The organism is Xanthomonas hortorum pv. pelargonii (genome assembly GCF_024499015.1).
Taxonomy (GTDB): domain Bacteria; phylum Pseudomonadota; class Gammaproteobacteria; order Xanthomonadales; family Xanthomonadaceae; genus Xanthomonas; species Xanthomonas hortorum_B.
Genome location: NZ_CP098604.1, coordinates 1,677,860 through 1,695,988 on the forward strand (window position 1 = coordinate 1,677,860; position 18,129 = coordinate 1,695,988).

15 protein-coding genes and 1 other RNA gene are annotated in these 18,129 nt (G+C 62.4%); 9 read left to right on the forward strand and 7 right to left on the reverse strand.

Annotated elements, in window-relative coordinates; all coding sequences use genetic code 11:
* Positions 1 to 300 precede the first annotated feature (300 nt).
* Complete coding sequence (locus NDY25_RS07480) at positions 301 to 1,515, forward strand: FAD-dependent oxidoreductase (RefSeq protein ID WP_168957243.1); 1,215 nt, start codon at positions 301 to 303, stop codon at positions 1,513 to 1,515.
* A 22-nt stretch (positions 1,516 to 1,537) separates the two neighbouring features.
* On the opposite strand, the gene NDY25_RS07485 is transcribed toward NDY25_RS07480, so the two are convergent.
* Positions 1,538 to 1,744 carry a hypothetical protein gene (locus NDY25_RS07485; protein ID WP_043907125.1) on the reverse strand — a complete coding sequence of 69 codons (207 nt, stop codon included), beginning with the start codon at positions 1,742 to 1,744 and terminating at the stop codon, positions 1,538 to 1,540.
* A 35-nt stretch (positions 1,745 to 1,779) separates the two neighbouring features.
* Between NDY25_RS07485 and NDY25_RS07490 the strand changes: the two genes are divergently transcribed.
* The 3 genes from NDY25_RS07490 (at position 1,780) to NDY25_RS07500 (ending at position 3,756) form a co-directional block, all read left to right on the forward strand.
* Positions 1,780 to 1,855, forward strand: a non-coding RNA gene (locus tag NDY25_RS07490) — sX9 sRNA.
* Positions 1,856 to 2,212: 357 nt separating this feature from the next.
* Positions 2,213 to 2,719 carry a YciE/YciF ferroxidase family protein gene (locus NDY25_RS07495; RefSeq protein WP_074058568.1) on the forward strand — a complete coding sequence of 169 codons (507 nt, stop codon included), beginning with the start codon at positions 2,213 to 2,215 and terminating at the stop codon, positions 2,717 to 2,719.
* Positions 2,720 to 2,856: 137 nt separating this feature from the next.
* Positions 2,857 to 3,756, forward strand: coding sequence for a manganese catalase family protein (locus NDY25_RS07500; protein WP_168957244.1), 900 nt, complete (start codon positions 2,857 to 2,859; stop codon positions 3,754 to 3,756).
* A gap of 527 nt (positions 3,757 to 4,283) precedes the next feature.
* On the opposite strand, the gene NDY25_RS07505 is transcribed toward NDY25_RS07500, so the two are convergent.
* Positions 4,284 to 4,856: a hypothetical protein gene (locus NDY25_RS07505; RefSeq protein ID WP_168957245.1), complete on the reverse strand. Its 573-nt coding sequence runs from the start codon at positions 4,854 to 4,856 to the stop codon at positions 4,284 to 4,286.
* A gap of 276 nt (positions 4,857 to 5,132) precedes the next feature.
* Entirely contained in the window at positions 5,133 to 8,675 is a 3,543-nt protein-coding gene (locus tag NDY25_RS07510) for a CheR family methyltransferase (RefSeq protein WP_168957246.1), read from the reverse strand.
* Positions 8,676 to 8,881: 206 nt separating this feature from the next.
* Here NDY25_RS07510 and NDY25_RS07515 point away from each other — a divergent pair, with 206 nt between their 5' ends.
* Positions 8,882 to 9,265, forward strand: a complete 384-nt coding sequence (locus NDY25_RS07515; protein WP_168957247.1) for a response regulator — start codon at positions 8,882 to 8,884, stop codon at positions 9,263 to 9,265.
* 32 nt (positions 9,266 to 9,297) lie between these two features.
* Here the strand turns inward: NDY25_RS07515 and NDY25_RS07520 are convergent, their stop codons facing one another.
* The 4 genes from NDY25_RS07520 to NDY25_RS07535 form a co-directional block, all read right to left on the reverse strand.
* Positions 9,298 to 9,525: a hypothetical protein gene (locus NDY25_RS07520; protein WP_168957248.1), complete on the reverse strand. Its 228-nt coding sequence runs from the start codon at positions 9,523 to 9,525 to the stop codon at positions 9,298 to 9,300.
* Positions 9,525 to 10,805, reverse strand: a complete 1,281-nt coding sequence (locus NDY25_RS07525; RefSeq protein WP_168957249.1) for a sigma-54-dependent transcriptional regulator — start codon at positions 10,803 to 10,805, stop codon at positions 9,525 to 9,527. The genes NDY25_RS07520 and NDY25_RS07525 overlap by 1 nt, the downstream gene beginning before the upstream one ends.
* 565 nt (positions 10,806 to 11,370) lie before the next feature.
* A complete protein-coding gene (locus NDY25_RS07530) occupies positions 11,371 to 11,556 on the reverse strand; it encodes a hypothetical protein (RefSeq protein ID WP_168957250.1) in 186 nt (61 codons plus the stop codon).
* Positions 11,557 to 11,697: 141 nt separating this feature from the next.
* Positions 11,698 to 12,339: a DUF6766 family protein gene (locus NDY25_RS07535; protein ID WP_104551126.1), complete on the reverse strand. Its 642-nt coding sequence runs from the start codon at positions 12,337 to 12,339 to the stop codon at positions 11,698 to 11,700.
* Positions 12,340 to 12,559: 220 nt separating this feature from the next.
* On the opposite strand from NDY25_RS07535, the gene NDY25_RS07540 reads away from it, so the two are divergent.
* From NDY25_RS07540 to glf, 4 genes are all read left to right on the forward strand, one after another.
* Complete coding sequence (locus NDY25_RS07540) at positions 12,560 to 13,426, forward strand: glucose 1-dehydrogenase (protein WP_115039637.1); 867 nt, start codon at positions 12,560 to 12,562, stop codon at positions 13,424 to 13,426.
* Positions 13,427 to 14,499: 1,073 nt separating this feature from the next.
* A complete protein-coding gene (galE, locus tag NDY25_RS07545; RefSeq protein ID WP_168957251.1) occupies positions 14,500 to 15,657 on the forward strand; it encodes a UDP-glucose 4-epimerase GalE in 1,158 nt (385 codons plus the stop codon).
* A gap of 39 nt (positions 15,658 to 15,696) precedes the next feature.
* The gene (locus NDY25_RS07550; RefSeq protein WP_168957252.1) at positions 15,697 to 16,881 is read left to right on the forward strand and encodes a glycosyltransferase family 1 protein; all 1,185 of its coding nucleotides are present in this window, start codon (positions 15,697 to 15,699) and stop codon (positions 16,879 to 16,881) included.
* Positions 16,878 to 18,065: a UDP-galactopyranose mutase gene (gene glf / locus NDY25_RS07555; protein ID WP_168957301.1), complete on the forward strand. Its 1,188-nt coding sequence runs from the start codon at positions 16,878 to 16,880 to the stop codon at positions 18,063 to 18,065. Before NDY25_RS07550 ends, glf begins: the two co-directional genes overlap by 4 nt.
* Positions 18,066 to 18,129 lie beyond the last annotated feature (64 nt).

The window sequence follows — 18,129 nt, forward strand, 5'->3', positions numbered from 1 at the left end:
TGGGACGCGGCGAGCATAGCCGGCAAGTGCGCAGCCGAAAGCCCGAAGCGACGAATGGCCGCCAGCGGCGCCTCAATTGCCTGGATCGCGGCACGAAACCCGGCCTTCCCGGCAGTGGCAGGCATGCAGGTGCGCGGTATGCTCGGCGTCTGCGGCGCTGCGCCCTGTGCCTTGAAGATGCCGGCTACCGTGCATGAAAGAGGCCTGGCGTGTGCAGATGCCGCGCCGGGCATGTTGCTTCCATGCGCAAGCCGCGTTGCCCTCTATCGCCTTGCCATCCACCACACACTTGGGAGTCGCATGCACCGTCGTCATTTTTTGCAGAGCGCCGGCCTTGCGCTTGCGGCCGCTTCCACCACTAGCTGGGCCGCGACCGGCCCTGCCAGTGCAGCACCTTCTTCGCCGCTGCCGGCTGCGGCGCCTGGCGCGCTGCCGAGCCAGTTCGCCGCATCGCCGCCGCTGGCGCCGATCCACGCCTCGGTCGATCGCATCATTGCCATCAACGGCTGCACGCGGCCGTTCCGTGCGCAGGGGCCGCGCATCGAGGCCGAGCGCATCGGTCGCAAGACGGTGGTGCACAACTACGGGCATGGCGGCAGCGGATGGTCGTTGTCGTGGGGTGCGGCCGAACACGCGCTGCGGCTGGTGCGTGCAGCCGATGCCGAGGCGCGTGAGCTGGCGGTGATCGGCTGCGGCGCGATCGGGCTGACCACCGCGCTGGTGGCACAACGCGCCGGCCTGCGCGTGCGCATCTATGCACGCGAGCGCCTGCCGGATGTGCGTTCGTTCTACGCAACAGGGGTGTGGTCGCCGGATTCGCGCGTGTGCACCAGCGAGCACGCCACGGCCGACTTCAAGACACGCTGGGAAGAGATGGCGCGCATCTCGTTTCGCCGCTACCAGACCTCGCTCGGCCTGCCGGGCGAGCCGATCGAATGGCGCGATGGCTACGCGTTATCGGATGTGCCGTTCGACCAACCGATTCCATCGGCAGAAGCGCACGAGCCGGACTATCCGCCGCTGGAGCGCGAATTGATCCATGACCTCGGCCCGCGCTCGCAGCCGGTCGCTCCCGGCAGCCATCCGTTCCCGGTGCCGTTCGTGCGCCGCTATAGCCAGCTGACCTTCAACCTCAGCGCCTATGCACGATTGTTGATGGACGACTTTCTGCAGGCCGGCGGCGAGCTGTACACCTGCAGCTTCGAGCACCCGCGCCAGTTCGGCGATCTGCGCGAGAAGATCCTGGTCAATGCCACCGGCTACGGTGCGCGTGCGTTGCTTGGCGACGACAGCGTCATCCCGGTGCGTGGGCAAACCGCGCGCCTGATTCCGCAACCGGAAGTCACCTACGGGCTGGTCTGGCGTGGCCACAATCTCAATGTGGTGCCACGCCGCGATGGGCTGCTGGTGCAAGCGCAAGGCGCGAACGATTTCAACAATGCCGATGCCACGCCGGATCACGCAGCCTCTGCAGCGGCGGTGCGCGAATTGGCGCGTCTGTTTCCCTCGGCGTGAGCTGTTGCGCGAGCGCCAGCACTCACGCGTCGCTGAGTGAGGCCTGCAATGCGCGGGCCAGTGCGGCATCGCCGCTGACCAATTCATCCCAACGCAAGACCACACCCTTGCGCTTGCCCTTTTCGACCAGCTTCAAGCCCTGCGGGTCGATGATCAAGGTGTAGGTCGACGCGCCGATGTGCAGTTCTCGGCGTAGCGGTTTAGAGCGGCGAACAAAACTACTGCGCAGCCGTCAGGCGGGCGCGGCCGGTGCTCGGAATCCTCATGTACCACTCGTACACTCCGGTTCCTGCGCGCCGTCCGCACCCGCCTGACGGCTGCTCGCTACGTTTTTTTAGCCGCTCTTATCCAATGGCGTCATGCCAACGTCTCGCGCAGTAGTGGACCACCGTTGTAGCGCATCGCGATGCCTGCACGGCGCTGTTTTTGCAGCCTCCCTGCAGGGCCACGGCACAGGCCGCCATCGCATCGGGATCACCGCATCCACCGATCCCGCTAACACGTCGGTGACTAGCTTAGCGACCCATGCGAGACAGCTTGAAATCCGGTCACCGCGACCTTGCAGCACTGGCGTGCGTCATGCCCGTGCACTGCGATGCCGACGTGACGAAGCCGCTGGCTCGCAGGCAGTTGAAGGCATGACACGCACACGGTGCACCGCACTGTTGACCCACCTATCCACTCGAAGGAGCCGCCCATGGCGATCAAGACAATTGAAGAGCTTTTCATCCACGAACTGTCGGACATCTACAGCGCAGAAAAGCAGCTGACCAAATCGCTGCCGCGCCTGGCACGCGCGGCGACCGAGCCCAAGCTGGTCGAGGCATTCAAGGTGCATCTGGAAGAAACCCAGGGCCAGATCGAACGGATCGACCAGATCGTCGAACTGCTCGGCATCAAGCTCAAGCGCATCAAGTGTGCAGCGATGGAAGGCCTGGTCGAAGAAGGCCGTGAGGTGATCGAAGAGATCGAAGCCGGTCCGGTGCGCGATGCGGCACTGATCGGTGGCGCACAGAAGGTGGAGCATTACGAGATCGCTTCGTACGGCACCATCGCGGCCATCGCCAAGCAGCTCGGTTACTCCGATGCGATCACGTTGTTGCTTGCAACCCTGGAAGAAGAAAAAGCCACCGATGAAAAGCTGACCCTGCTTGCAGAGCAAGGTGGCAACCAAAAAGCATCCAAGACCAGTAAAGCGGCCTGATGCATCGCGCAGTGCGGCACTGCCGCGCTGCGTCTGCCCGCGTCTGCGGGCATCACCCCCCGAAAGCCAGAGCCCCGTGTTTGCTGTCCGTTTACCGAGTGGCAGTCATCCCGGGCGCCAGCCATGGAGCACGACCCATGTTTATGCATAACAAGCGGTTGATGTACACCGTCCGCGTTGCCGAACCGAATCCGGATCTGGCCACGTTGATGCTCGAGCAGTTTGGCGGACCGCAGGGCGAACTCGCCGCTGCGATGCAGTACTTCACCCAGGCATTGGGCGAAGACGATCCGGGCCGCAAGGATTTGCTGTTCGATATCGCCACCGAAGAACTGAGCCACCTGGAGATCATCGGCTCGATCATCGCCATGCTCAACAAGGGACCGAAGGCGGTGTTGTCCGAAGGCATGGAAGAGGCCATGGAGATGCGCTCCATGACCCAGAACAGCACCAGCCACACCCAGCAGATCTTGTACGGTGGTGGCCCGGCGCTGGTCAATTCCAGCGGTGTGCCGTGGACGTCGGCGTATGTGGACTCGATCGGTTGCCCGACCTCCGACCTGCGTTCCAACATCGCCGCCGAAGCACGCGCCAAGCTGGTGTACGAGCGTCTGATCACCGTCACCGACGATCCGGGCATTGTGGATGCGCTGCGCTTTTTGATGACACGCGAGGTGGCGCATCAGAAGTCGTTCGAGAAAGCGCTGTACTCGATCGAGCCGAACTTCCCGCCGGGCAAGCTGCCGGGCGACCCGCGCTTCACCGACACCTACTACAACATGTCGCAGGGCGAAGGCGACATGGTGGGTCCGTGGAATGCCGGCGAGCAATGGGACGTGGTTGCAGACCGCGAACTGCAGACTGCAGTCGATGGCGGTGACGGCTCGGCCACGGTTGCGTTGGACGCGACCCAGACCGACGCACTGGACGCGATGTCGTTGCGTCTGCTCTCCAATCCGGAGCTCGATCGCGTGACCGGTGCCGACCTGGGCGCAGGCCCGGGTGCCGGCTCCACCACCGGCGACATCCAGCGCTGAACCTGCTGAGTGCCAGCGCACCCAGCATTGGCCCGGGTCGTTCGCGACCCGGGCTTTTTAGTGCGACGACAGATCAAGCAATGACGGCATAAGCTGCACCACGCCAGACAGTGCGTAGGCTGCTTGAAAACATGCACACCGACCATCTCCACTGGTCCTTGCCCGCCCACCGTCGCGGGACCTTACGCGGCATGGATGCCGCGTAAGAGCTTACAAGGACGTACTTGCAGCGTGTCCCGCGATGGTGGGCGGGCAAGGGCCCTGCAGCAAACCAGCAGATCAACCGCTCTGCCCCCAACGCACCCACACCATTCAATCAACGCTCAAAGCCACCAAGACCGGAGCTTCAACATGAGTCGGATGTTCCAAGCCAAACTGGTTGAAGGCTTGATGCCCTAGCCGTGTGCGATGCATGCGAAATGCATGACGCATGACCATGCCGCCTTCCGTAGCTGAAACAACATCGCACGACCAGAACGACGACGGCCCCCAGGGGCCCCTTTATGTTTGCTGCCTGACATTCCCACTTAAACGCGCGCGATCTGCGCCGAGTGCTCTTCGCTGGTCCAGTCCGGCCGTACGCCGGCTGCAGTCGTATAGCGATTCAACTGCCAAGGCGTGAGATGCAGCATGGCCACTTTGCCGCCGAGCTGCAGCCATTGTTTGACATCGCCATCGATGCAGAGCGGACGATGCGTGGGCATGCTGGCCGACGAGGCCACCAGCAAGGAGAACCCCATTTGCAGGCGGCCGCCGATATCCATCACGTTGCGCAGGCCCGCTGCGTACACCTCGCCATTGTCCTGACTCAACCAGGTGGCGGCAGTGCTGCCATCTGCAGAGGCCGTGCAGACGAATCCGCATAGCGGAATCGCACAGCGCTGTGTTTCCCAGATCGCCAGATCCACGCCGCCCAGCCAGCTCGGCTCCTGCATGTGGATCGAGCGCTGCTGTCCGGGAGCGCGTCGACCGAAGGTGGCACGTTCTTCGCGTTTGCCGCCCCGATCGGCGATCAGAATGTCCGCATCGGCGCCCACGCCGACCTCGACCCATGCGTTGCTCGCCACGCGGGCGGACAACTGAAGAATGCGCGTAATCATGACTACTCCACTGTGTACGTCTCAAGGACTCGGGGTCGATACGCACAATGCGCGCCAAGTTTATGACTGACGTGGACACCGGTGCTGCAAGGATCTCGTTGAATTCAGCTGCACACTCTTTTTAGCGACGATCCAACAGGTCGCAAGATGTGCACTGGTGCGCAGATTTTTCCGTGACGGGGGTACGTTTGCATGCAGGTCTGCATGCAGTTGCAGTGCAACGCGACGGAGCTCGCTACGTTTTGTTAGCCGCTCTTAGACCGTGTGCGATGCATCTCACCCATGCATCGAATTGAGCGGCAGCTGGATTTCGCATTCCAGTCGCGTATCGCTGAGCTCGTAACGCGTCTGCGCGCCGTGGCTGTAAGGCAAGGCTTTTTCGATCAGGCGACGGCCGAACCCACTTGCCTCATCGCGGTCGTGGCGCAATTTTTTCACTGCGCCTTCCTCGACCCAATGCAGCACCAGCCGCGCGGGGGCGTCCTCGCCGGACACCACATCCCAGCGGATCGACAAGGTGCCGGTCTCCACCGCAAGCGCGCCATGCTTGAGTGCGTTGGTGGCCAATTCGTGCAATGCCAGCGCCAGCGTCTGCACGGTGGATTTGCGCAACGCCACGTCCGGGCCTTCGACCCGGATGCGCCGCTGATCCGGTTCGGCACCGAGCGCATCCAGTTCCATGTGCAGCAGCGTACCGATGGTGGTCGGCATCGCATCCGACTGCGACAACAGGCCTTGCACGCGCGACAGGGCCGATAACCGGTCGTCGAACTTGCCGATGAACTCCGGCATGCTCTGGCTGGTCTGCACGGTCTGCCTGGCCACCGATTGCACCACCGTGATCAGGTTGCGGGTGCGGTGCTGCAACTCGCTCACCAGCACGCGCTGCTCTTCCTGCAGGCGGCGTAAATTGTCTGATTCGGTGGACGTGCCCAGCCATTCCACGACCTGGCCGCGCTCGTCGCGCACCGGCGAGCCACGGGTATGAAACCAGCGATAACTCTGCTCGGCAGCGTTGTACAGGCGATGCTCCACATCCAGTTCACCGGTGTGCCGGCTGTCGTGCCAGGCAACCATTGTCAGCGCGCGTTCGTCCGGATGCACTGCCTGCAGCCAGCCCAGTTCCAGGCCGTCGGCATCGCTTTGCCCGGTATAGCGCGACCACTGCGGGCTGGACCAGGTCCAGTGCCCGCCATCGAGCGAGCGCCACACCAACTGCGGAATTCCTTCCATCAGAGTGCGCAGGCGTTGCTCGCTGCTGCGCAAGGCCTGCTCGGCCAGGGTCAGCGGGGTCACGTCCATAAACGTGAGCACCGCGCCACCGATGAAGTTGTGCACGGTGCGATACGGCAGCACACGCACCATGTAGCGTGCGTGGGTGGTGGGGTTTTCCACCTCACGATCGAGCACCGCCAGCGTGCGGATGACCCGGTGCACGTCGTCCTGCAGTTCGTCGTAGTCCACGTGCAGCTTGATATTGCTGATCGGCCGATGGATATCGCTTTCCACCAACGGCAGGATATCGGTGACTGCAGGGGTGAAGTTGGTGACGCGCAATTCGTTATCCAGAAACACCGTGGCGATCTGGGTGCTTTCCAGCAGGTTCTTCAGATCGCTGTTGGTCTGCGCAAGTTCCTGTACGCGGTGGGCCAGCTCACCGTTGACCGTGGTGACTTCTTCGTTGACCGACTGCAGCTCTTCCTTGGAAGTTTCCAGCTCCTCGTTGGCGCTCTGCATCTCTTCGTTGAGCGACTGGTATTCCTCGTTGGAGGACTTGAGCTCTTCGTTGGTGCTCTCCAGCTCCTCGATCATCGACTGCAGCCGCTCACGGGTGATGCGCAACTCGTTTTCCAGCACCTGCATCTGCGCATCGGTGGAGGCAGTGTCGCGTGGCGTGGGCAGCTCCACCGGTTCGCGCGCTTCCACTTCCTGAAACAGCACCACATACCCGCGCGGCACCTCCGAGGAGGAGGTCGGCTCCACGAACAGATCCACCGCCCAGGTCGAGTTGTCCTCATGCACCTGGATGCCGTTGACATGCACAGGCGACTGGTCCGATTCGGCGCGGCTCAGCGCACTGCGTAGATCCAGGCGCAGATCGCGATGGATCAGGTTGAGCAGGTTGAGGCTGGGCGCACCACTGCCGGGACGAATGAAACGCCCGGCCTGCGCGGAGAAATGCAGCACATCGAAATGCTCGTCCAGCACCGCATATGCCGGCGCGTACCGATCGGCGATGCGCTCGCCGGCACGCACCAAGGCATCGCTGGAGGTGCGCTGCCGCTGCGGCGGTGCAGGCACCCTGCCCGCTGCGGCAAGCGGCATGTTGGGAAAGGTGGCATGCACGTTGTTCTCGGCATCGATACGCTGAAAGACGCGGAAGCTGCGTTCCACCGGCACGAACAACTTTGCGTGGCGCGAGACGTTTTCGGCATTCCCCAGGAACAGGTACCCACCCGGCCGTAGCGCGAAATGAAAGATCGGGATCACCCGGTTCTGCAGCTCGGCATCCAGGTAGATCAGCAGATTGCGGCACGACACCAGGTCCAGCCGCGAGAATGGCGGGTCCTTGACGATGCTGTGCTGGGAAAACACGCACAACTCACGCAGTTCCTTGCTCACCACATAAGTATCGCCTTCCTTGACAAACCAACGCCGCAGGCGCGCCGGCGCAACCTCGCCAACGATACTCGAGCTATACCGTCCCACCCGTGCCGCCGCCAGCGCACGTCCATCGATATCGCTGGCAAAGATCTGGATGCGGGGTGGGGAATCCAGCGTTTCGGCGTGCTCGCGCAGCAGCATCGCCAACGAATACGCTTCTTCGCCGGTGGAGCAGCCCAGCACCCAGACGCGCAGGCTGTCGCCCACGTGCTTGCCCTGAAACAGGCGTGGAATCACCTGCTGCTCCAGGAACTCGAACTCGCGGCGGTCGCGAAAGAACTGGGTCACACCGATCAGCAGATCGTTGAACAGCTGCAGCGGTTCGTCGAAGCGATTGCGCAGCGCATCCAGATAGTGTTCCAGCGTATCCACCTGCACGACCTGCATGCGCCGTTGCACGCGGCGCAGGAACGTGGCGCGTTTGTAACCATGGAAATCGTGCCCGGTGGTGTTACGCAAGATGCCCGCCACCTGGCTCAGTTGATCGTTCTCGCTGCCAGTGCGCACGCCAGTTGGGGCGGCATGACCGAGTCCGTGATGGCGCTGCATGTGTGCGGCGATACGCGCGGCCACAGCCGGTAGCGGCAGAATGTCGTCGCTGATTGCGGCCGCGTTGCTTGCGCTGCGCAGATCCAGCGCCTGCAACGCAGGATCGTCCACCACCAGCGCAAGCCCACCGCATTCCTTGATCGCTGCAGTGCCCAGCGTGCCGTCACCATCGAAGCGGCCCATGATCAGACCGATCACGTTGCCGTCCTGGTCGTGCGCCATCGATACGAAGAAGGTGTCGATCACACCATGATCGCTTTCGCCTTCCAGCAGCGCGCGCAGACGCACGCGGTTTTCTTCCAACGTCACCAGCGTGTCGCTGTGCGGCAGATAGAAGTGCCCCGGCTGCAGTTGGTCGCCGTCATTGGGCACCAGCAGTAGGCTGGCCTGATCGCCAAGCAGTTCGCGCAGCAGGTCCTCGTCCAGCAGCTGGCGATCGCGCAGCAACAGCATGATGGCCAGGTTGGATGCCCCCGCCACTGTCTCCAGCAGTTCGGCCAGGCGGGCAGCATCGAGCCCCGCTGCGCCGATCCCGAGAACGAACAAGGGCGCCTGCGCCGGAGCATCGGGCAGCGCGTCTTCCTGGGCAGCAGGGTTGTTGGTCATAACAGACATCACATCGTCGGTGCGGGACGGAACCATCCTCGCTGATCATGAGGTAAAGCAAGGTAGACATCTACGCGCGCGTGCATATGTCCCTGAACGTTGAAGAGATCGCTCTTTGAAGCGCTTGCTTACGCGCGTTATTAACGCGGGGTGCGCGCACGATGCCGGCGTGCGTCGTCAGACCGCATTTTAGTTCCGGAGTTTTTATGTCCAACACAGCGCTGCACGGCCGCCGCATTCTTGTGGTCGAGGACGATTATCTGCTCGCCCAATCACTCAACGACTTGCTGATCGAAGCCGGTGTCCGCGTGGTCGGACCGGTGGGCAATGTATCCGACGCGCTTTCGCTGGTGACTTCAGGCGAGGAGATCGATGGTGCGTTGCTCGACGTCAATGTGCGAGGGCAGCCGGTGTTTCCCGTGGCCGATGCATTGCTGGAGCGCGGGGTCCCGTTCTCGTTCTGTTCCGGTTATGACCGCTACACGCTGCCGGCGCGCTTTGCGCATCTGTCGTACTGCATGAAGCCGTACAACCCGCGCGCGATCACCACGTTGCTGAGCGACCAGGCTCAACCGGCCGAGCATTATTGATCATCATCTGATCGGATCTCACCGACAACCCGTCACCGATCGGAAGTGTCGGCCTGGGTGTCTTTTATCTGCTGCCGGGCGCGCTCTTCTTCGCCGAGCTGATTGAGCAGCTCCACCGCTGACTGGTGCGCGCTGCGCAAGGTCTCCAGTGGCTTGGAGGCCTCGTTGCGCAAGGCATACAGCGCAAATCCCATCACGTTGAGGCGGTTGCGCAATTGGTGCAGCAGCTCACGCCGCTGTCCATCGGATGCATCGGCCACTACGCGTCCTTGTCGCTGAGCCGGTTGTGCAGGGTACGCACACTGATGCCCAACTCGCGTGCGGCGGCCTTCTTGTTGAAGCGGGTGCGTGCCAATGCTGCCTCGATCATCGCGTCCTCGGCCTGGCGCATGGTCCAGCCTGCGGGAATCAACAATCCGTTCTCGTCGGCCTGCGGCACGGTCTGCTCCACATCCGGCGCACTCAACAGGTCGCCATCGGAGCGTAGATACAGATAGCGGATGAACGAACGCAGCTCGCGCACGTTGCCCGGCCACGTGTGGTACGCCAGATAGCGCAGCAATGACTTGGTCGGCAACTTGCGCGTGCCGTATTTGACATTGAGTTCGTCGATCACACGCAAGCCCAACAACCGCGCATCGCCCCGCCGTTCGCGCAGTGGCGGCACCTGGATCGGATATTCGTTGAGCCGGTAGAACAGATCTTCGCGCAGCACCGCTTGCTCGCGCTGCACATGCTGGTGGGTGGCAGCAACCACGCGCGCATCGAGCGGGATCTCTTCGTTGCCGCCCACGCGCATGAAGCTGCGCGATTCGATCGCCCGCAGCAGATACACCTGCAGACGCTTGGGCATTTCGCCGATTTCATCCAGAAACAGCGTGCCGTCGGCAGCCTGCTCCAGAAATCCGGCATGGCGACGATCGGCGCCGGTGAAGCTGCCGCGCTCGTGACCGAACAGCTGACTTGCCAGCAGCTCTTCCGGGATTGCGCCGCAGTTGACCGGCACAAAGCGACCGCGACGACCGGAGACACGATGGATGGCCCGCGCGACCAGGTCCTTGCCGGTACCGGTCTCGCCGGTCACCAGCACGTTCAAGTCGGTTGGCGCCACACGCACGATGTCCTTGCGCAACAGCACGATGCTGTCGCTGTTGCCGACGATGCCCAGGTTGCCCTGCTGCGCTTCACGCAGACCGCCGAGCACACGCTCCAGGCGTTCCGGCGCGAATGGCTTGGTCAGGAACTCGCTGACCCCGAACTGCCGTGCGCGGCCCTGGGTTTCATGGGCGTAATCGCCCGACACCACCACGATCTGTGGCGAGTGATCCGGGTCGAGCCGTTCGATGAGATCGAAACCGCTGCCGTCGGGCAGGCCAACGTCCACGACCAACAGGTCGGGGAAATTGCTGTCCAGCCAACGGCTGGCTTCGCCAAGGGTGTGCATGCCCTTGGCCCGGAAGCCGCTATCGGTGGCTAACTCCACCACCTGATCGCAGAACTCCACGTCGTCGTCGATGATGGCGCAGGAAAGACGGTCCATGGGCGCTTCTGTCCGCAAAGTGCTGATACATGTTCAGTTGAGAATTGTGACGACGACGCGAAAGAAGCGCCGCTCACCACGTCGAATGGCACACCGGTGTCATCACCATCAGGGCCGAGCGTAGCTCTTTCCCCAATGTCGAGCCCGCCGTGCCGATTTTGACCGAAGTACGCATGGCAAATCCTGGTTACGCCAGTGCCAAGCGTCACGGTTGGGCTCGGTCGCCGCAGCGCGAATGCCAAAACGCCACGAAGTGCAAGGTTTTGCGATGGCTGCCACGCCAGTCCGAGGCGGATGCCATCATTGATGAGCCACTGGATCAGCTCGCTTGCGCTGTTACATCGCGATCTAGGTGTCAGCTGGTGCTGACCTGGGCCAGCGCCATGCGAGGCGTTGGGCGAACCGTTCCAGCAGGGCCGGTCGGGTTCGATGTGCTATCCACAGCCTACGCACTCATCGTGGAGAGCGTGTGTACAGATCGCTCAACCCCGCGCCCTTTGGGGCTGTTGAAACTAAAAGCGCCCGCAACTGCGGGCGCCTTCATCGGTATCGCATCGCGGAGGACTCAGCGTTTTTCCGACCCATCCGGGCGTTCGTAGTCATGCTCCGGGTCCGCCTTGTTGACGTCGCGGTCTTCGTCGGGCATGTCGTGCACTTTCCGTTCGGCATTTTCGTTGCGCTGCTCTTGTGGCGTGAACGGCTTGCTCTGATCATCGTCCGGACCCCACGGCTTCTTGGGTTCGCTAGCCATCGCGGTTCTCCTGCCTGATTGTCGTGTCACCACGCTAGGCAGACGGGCATTCCAAGCTGGTGAACAAACCTGCGTCACCGTGTGAAGTGATTGCGCAGATGGCCCCGCCGAGAACGCCAAGTACGCGTGATCCAAACATGCTCAGCCACCGGTTTGCGAATGCGGTGCCGCCACCGGTTTGGACTGCGGCGAATCCTTCTGCCGTAGCCAGATGGTCAACACCACCAGCGCGAACACCGCCAGGAATTCGCTCTGCCAGTTCTGCATCGATTCGAACCAGAACCCGGCGTCGGTGAAATGGTCGAGGATGCTGATCGGCGGCAACCCCTTTTGTATGCGCTCCAGCAACGCAAGCCGCCAGCTGCCAAGCAGATGCAGGACAAAACTCATCAGGAACAGTGCACCAAATGCCAGCGCCAACGAGTGCTCATACACGCGCAGCCACAGCCCACCGGCACGCACCGGCCACGGCGTCTGGCCCGGCTTGATCTCGGCGCTTTCTTCAGCAGGATCGAGCGGACGCGACTCGGCCGAGCCCACCTGGCGCAGCTTGACGGTCAGCAGCACATACATGCCCATTTGCAGGAACTCGCTCTCCCAGTTCTCGAACAGGGCCGAGACAAAATGCGGACTGTGCAGATACGCGGCCAGCAGCAGCGTTGGCTGGCCCTGCTCCGTCAACTCCGCGTTGTAGGCATGCAGGCCGGCATAGATCTGGCAGCCGATGAAGAGCAGCGTCAGCGCAAGCAGACACAACGACAACCCATTGCGACGAAAGAACATGCGTAACTCCTGACGATGCGCGCAGTATCGAGCGTGATCGGCAAAAGCGCATGAAGCCTGCGCGCACTGCCCGCCGCGAGGTCGGCTGGCGTGCTTGCTGACAACGTGAACGCGCCGCGCGCAGCACACATGCCGGCGACATCGTCTAGCCCGGACGTTTACGTCTGCATGACCACACTGACACTCATCTTGTAGTGATCCACACCGTCAGGAGGCCCCCATGCCCGTCCCCAATTACCCACGCCCGCCGTTCAAGCCGCAGCAGCAGGGCTTCCCCGGCCGGACCGAGAAGATGGATCCACGCCCGGACCATGGCGAAGATAGCTACGTCGGTCATGGGCAGCTGACAGGCAAGCGCGCGCTGATCACCGGTGGCGACAGTGGCATTGGCGCTGCGGTGGCGATTGCCTATGCACGCGAAGGCGCCGACGTGGCCATCGCGTATCTGCCCGATGAGCAGGAAGACGCGGCCAGGATCGGTGCGCTGATCGAAAAGGCCGGCGTCAAAGCGCTACTGGTCGGTTGCGATATCAGCGACCCGCACCAGGCTGCAGCATTGATCGAACAGGTCAACAGCGCCTTCGGCGGACTGGACATTCTGGTCAACAACGCCGGCTACCAGAAGTATTTCGAGAATTTCGAAGACATTACGCTGGACGAATGGCGCAAGACCTTCGACACCAATGTGCATGCGGTGTTTCATCTGGTGCAGCTGTCGGTGCCGTTGATGAAGGACGGTGGCTCCATCATCAATACCGCCTCGGTGCAGTCCAAGAAACCGACGCCGAATATTCTTCCCTATGCCGCCACCAAGGGCGCGTTGGCCAACCTCACCATTGGTCTGGCCGGCGTGCTGGCCGACAAGCACATTCGCGTCAATGCGGTGCTGCCCGGCCCGATCTGGACACCGTTCATTCCGGCAGGCATGGACGAAGACTCGGTGGAAAACTTCGGCAGCCAAACCCCGATGGGGCGGCCCGGCCAACCGGTCGAGCTGGCATCGGCCTACGTGATGCTCGCGGCCGACACTGCCAGCTACACCTCCGGCACGTTGCTGACCATTGCCGGTGGCGCCGTCACTCTGTAGGCCGCTCTACGTTGTCACCAAACCCGCGTTGCTCTCGCAGCAACGCGGGTTTTTTTGTGTGCAGCAGCGTGCCGCATGTGCATTTCAGATTCGATCAAAGGCTTGGTTGGCCGAGCGCGCGGTGCCCTTGCCGCTCACGGGACACGCCGTGAATCCGTCCGTGGAGGCTCAGTAGCGGCATCCATGCCGCCACATGGTCCCGCAAGCGGCAAGGACACCGCACCAGGAAGTTTGCAGGTTGCTTTGTTGAAAGCTGTCTGTTGACGGCCTTGCGTTGCGAAGCTGATCGAATGCGCCTCCGTTATCCGAACAACGCACGTAATGCACTGCTTGCAACCACGCACACCGACCATCTTCGATGGTCCTTGCCCGCCCACCATCGCGGGACCTTACGCGGCATGGATGCCGCGTAAGAGCCTACATGGACTTACTTGCGGCGTGTCCTGCGATGGTGGGCGGGCAAGGACCCTGCAGCAAACTCACAGCATCAAGAGCGCAGCGAGGACATCGCACCAGACAGGTCGCTGGCTGCTTTGTTAAAAACCATGCGTACCGATCAACTCGACTGGCCCTTGCCCGCCCACCGTCGCGGGACCTTACGCGGCATGGATGCCGCGTAAGAGCCTACATGGACGTACTTGCGGCGTGTCCTTCGATGGTGGGCGGGCAAGGACCCTGCAGCCAAACCGCAGATCAGCCGCTCTTCACTGAAGACCCAACTCCCAAGCTCAGCAATAAATCGCCGGGAAATAGTTTTGCCAGCCACTCCTGGCACTCAGTGTGCGCGACTAAAAACACACAGCGCCGGTGAGTAAATAGTCAACGCCTCACTCGCGTGGCACACACCTATCCCTGCGCCTGTTCTCACGTTCTGCCACCTACCGTAGATCGTGTTGGACAGTGATGCATTTAGCCCTCTGCTCGCCCAGACCTGGCTGCCGCCCAATGCGTGGCTGCTCATTAGCACGCTGCCGGCGCGATGACATCACCCAACACGCAGGCAAACGTGCGCGGTGGTGATCCGCGTCCTGGGTAAGCCGGCGCCTCAGCGCCCTCCACAAGGCAGGCAATCAATGAGAATTTTGGTCACCGGCGGCACCGGTTATATCGGCTCACATACCTGTGTGGAACTGGCGCGACGTGGGCACGACGTGTGCATTATCGATAATTTGAGCAATTCATCCGAGCGCGTGCTCGACCATCTGCAGTATCTGATGGGAGCTCGACCGGAGTTTCACCGCATGGATGTGCGCGCACCAGAGCTCGCTGAGTTGCTGAGCAGCAAGCGCATCGATGCCGTGCTGCATTTTGCCGCACTCAAGGCCGTTGGCGAATCGGTGCGCGAGCCGCTGCTGTATTTCAACAACAACGTTACCGGCACGCTGGCGCTGTTACGTGCGATGCGCACCGCCGAGGTGTCCAACCTGGTGTTCAGCTCCTCGGCCACCGTGTATGGCGATGAAAACATCAGCCCGATCGAGGAAAGCGCGCCGTTGAAGGCGATCAATCCCTACGGCCGCACCAAGCTGATGATGGAAGAAATGATCGGTGATTTGAGCATCGCGTGGCCCGAATTCAATGCTGCGCTGCTGCGTTACTTCAACCCGGTTGGTGCGCATCCCAGCGGGTATCTGGGCGAAGATCCGCGCGACGTGCCGAACAATCTGATGCCCTATATCGCGCAGGTGGCCGTCGGCCGCCGCGCTGCGCTGCAAGTGTTCGGCGATGATTACCCCACCGCCGACGGCACCGGCGTGCGCGACTATCTGCACGTGATGGATCTGGCGCGCGCGCATGTGGATGCCATCGACTACCTGCAGCGCGAGCGCAAAGGACTGGTGGTGAACCTGGGCAGCGGACGCGGCCACAGCGTGCGCGAGGTGGCTGCCGCATTCGAGCGTGCCAGTGGCTGCCGCATCCCGTTGAGCATCGCACCGCGCCGCGATGGCGATGTGGCGGTGTATTACGCAAACGCCACGCTGGCCAATCGGCTATTGGGCTGGAAGGCCGAATACGACCTGGACCGCATGTGTCGCGATACCTGGCGTTGGCAGCAACTGCATCCGGACGGCTATGCGACCTCGCGCCTGACCAGACTGCGTACCCCGAACACCGTGCCCGAGCGCGAGCTGGTCACACCGTCACGTCGCTTGTTGCCAACGGCAGAGGGACGCCGCCGCAACGAGGTGGCTCGCACCCTGCTGCCTGCAGACCGTCTCTCGCGCGCGTGATGCGCGCTGGTTCCTTTCCTTTTTGATTGAGGGCATTCCATGAGCTGGGCTGGTCAGTTTCACTACGACATCGGCAACACCCGCCGCGCTGTCACATCCGACAACACCCCGCAGTTCGACCCATCGCGACCCACGCTGTTGTGCTTGTCGCATCTGCGCTGGAGCTTTGTGTACCAGCGCCCACAGCATCTGATGTCGCGCTTTGCGCGTGATTTCAATCTGCTGTTCTGGGAGGAGCCCATCGCCTGCGAGGAACCCGAGCCGTGGCTGCAGGTGCGTGGCGAAGCAGGCGGCCTGCATGTGCTGGTGCCCCGCCTGCCGGCCGGTTGCGAAGGCGAGGCGGCCGTGCAGATTCAACGCCAGTTGCTGGATGGCTATCTGGCCGAACTCGGTGTGGACGATCTGGTGCTGTGGTACTACACGCCGATGAGCCAGAGCTTCAGCGCGCATCTGCACCCGCGCGTGATCGTGTACGACTGCATGGACGAGCTGTCGGCATTTCGCGGTGCGCCGCCCGAACTGGTACAACGCGAACGCGAACTATTGCAGCGCGCCGATGTGGTGTTCACCGGTGGCTACAGCATCTGGGAAGCAAAACGCGCGCTGCACGCAAACGCACATGCCTTTCCCAGCAGTGTGGAGGTGGCGCATTTCGCTGCGGCACGCGTGCCCCAGCAGGAGCCTGCCGACCAAGCCGACATTGCGCATCCGCGCCTGGGTTTTTATGGCGTGATCGACGAACGCTTCGACGTGGAGCTGTTGCGCAGCATCGCCGCGCAACGCCCGCACTGGCAGTGGGTGATGATCGGCCCGGTGGTCAAGATCGACCCGGCCGAGTTGCCGCAAGCCGACAACATCCATTACCTGGGTGGCAAGAGCTACGACCAATTGCCCGGCTATCTGTCCGGCTGGGAGGTGGCGTTGATGCCGTTTGCAATGAATGCCTCCACCCGCTTCATCAGCCCGACCAAGACGCCCGAGTATCTGGCCGGCGGCTGCCCGGTGGTCTCCACGCCCATCCACGATGTGGTGCGCACCTATGGCGACACCGGCGTGGTGCGCATTGCCGACACGCCCGATGCATTCGTTGCCGCGTGCGAAGCCGCGCTACGCGACGGCGCCGACCGCGAGCAGCTGCTGGAGACCGCCGACCAAGTGCTGGGCGATATGTCCTGGGACCACACCTATGACTTGATGAAGGAGAAACTCACGTGGAAGCAATGACACCTTCGGGCACCGTTCCGCTGGCGAGCACCCGCACCCTCGGCGGAACCCGGCGCGGATTCGATTACCTGATCATCGGTGCGGGCTTTGCCGGCAGCGTGCTGGCCGAGCGCCTGGCCGCAGGCCTGGGCAAGCGCGTGCTGGTGGTGGATCGTCGCCCGCATATCGGCGGTAACGCCTATGACTTCCACGATGACGCCGGTGTGCTGATCCATCGCTATGGGCCGCACATCTTCCACACCAATGCGCAGCGCATCGTGGATTACCTGTCCAACTTCACCCAATGGCGGCCGTACGCGCATCGTGTGCTGGCGCAGGTAGGCGAGCAGCAGGTGCCGATCCCGATCAACATGACCACCTTGAACCGGCTCTACGGTTTGCAGCTCGCAACCGAACACGACGCCGCTGCATTTCTGGCCAGCCGCGCCGAACCGGTGGCCGATATCCAGACCAGCGAAGACGTTGTGATCAACCAGGTGGGCCGCGAATTGTACGAGACCTTCTTCCGCGGCTACACGCGCAAGCAATGGGGTCTGGATCCGTCACAGCTGGACAAATCAGTGACCTCGCGTGTGCCCACCCGCACCAATGACGACGACCGTTACTTCACCGACACCTTCCAGCAGATGCCGCTGCACGGCTACACCCGCATGTTCGAACGCATGCTCGATCACCCCAACATCAAGGTGATGCTCAATACCGACTACCGCGAGATCCGCGACGAGCTGGACTACGACCAACTGGTCTACAGCGGGCCGGTGGATGAATACTTCGACTATTGCTATGGCAAGCTGCCGTATCGCTCGCTCAAGTTCGAACACAGCACCGTGGACCAGGAACACTTTCAGGCGGTGGCCACGGTCAACTACCCGGCCGAAGATGTGGCCTACACGCGCATCACCGAGTACAAGCATCTGACCGGCCAGCAACATCCCAAGACCAGCCTCACCCACGAGTACCCATCGGCCGACGGCGACCCGTATTATCCGATTCCACGTGCGGAGAATGCCGCGCTGTACCGGCGTTACGAGCGCCTGGCGGCCGAGACGCCCAATGTCACCTTCCTTGGGCGGCTGGGTACCTACAAGTACTACAACATGGATCAAGTGGTCGGCCAGGCATTGGCCTTGTTCAAGCGCATCGAAGAGGCAGAACACCAGCGTCACGCCGAACTGGCTGTCTGATCGGCAACACCCCGCCCCACCGCCCTCGCGCTGCGGGGCAGTCATCGATGGTCGGTGCCAGCGT

Excerpts from the sequence above, each read along its gene's own strand:
- NDY25_RS07515 (WP_168957247.1), top strand. The coding sequence starts at position 8,882 with ATGTCCAACACAGCGCTGCACGGCCGCCGCATTCTTGTGGTCGAGGAC.
- NDY25_RS07505 (WP_168957245.1), bottom strand. The coding sequence starts at position 4,856 with ATGATTACGCGCATTCTTCAGTTGTCCGCCCGCGTGGCGAGCAACGCA.
- NDY25_RS07530 (WP_168957250.1), bottom strand. The coding sequence starts at position 11,556 with ATGGCTAGCGAACCCAAGAAGCCGTGGGGTCCGGACGATGATCAGAGC.
- galE (WP_168957251.1), top strand. The coding sequence starts at position 14,500 with ATGAGAATTTTGGTCACCGGCGGCACCGGTTATATCGGCTCACATACC.
- NDY25_RS07495 (WP_074058568.1), top strand. The coding sequence starts at position 2,213 with ATGGCGATCAAGACAATTGAAGAGCTTTTCATCCACGAACTGTCGGAC.
- NDY25_RS07550 (WP_168957252.1), top strand. The coding sequence starts at position 15,697 with ATGAGCTGGGCTGGTCAGTTTCACTACGACATCGGCAACACCCGCCGC.
- NDY25_RS07510 (WP_168957246.1), bottom strand. The coding sequence starts at position 8,675 with ATGACCAACAACCCTGCTGCCCAGGAAGACGCGCTGCCCGATGCTCCG.
- glf (WP_168957301.1), top strand. The coding sequence starts at position 16,878 with ATGACACCTTCGGGCACCGTTCCGCTGGCGAGCACCCGCACCCTCGGC.
- NDY25_RS07540 (WP_115039637.1), top strand. The coding sequence starts at position 12,560 with ATGCCCGTCCCCAATTACCCACGCCCGCCGTTCAAGCCGCAGCAGCAG.
- NDY25_RS07480 (WP_168957243.1), top strand. The coding sequence starts at position 301 with ATGCACCGTCGTCATTTTTTGCAGAGCGCCGGCCTTGCGCTTGCGGCC.
- NDY25_RS07500 (WP_168957244.1), top strand. The coding sequence starts at position 2,857 with ATGTTTATGCATAACAAGCGGTTGATGTACACCGTCCGCGTTGCCGAA.
- NDY25_RS07525 (WP_168957249.1), bottom strand. The coding sequence starts at position 10,805 with ATGGACCGTCTTTCCTGCGCCATCATCGACGACGACGTGGAGTTCTGC.
- NDY25_RS07535 (WP_104551126.1), bottom strand. The coding sequence starts at position 12,339 with ATGTTCTTTCGTCGCAATGGGTTGTCGTTGTGTCTGCTTGCGCTGACG.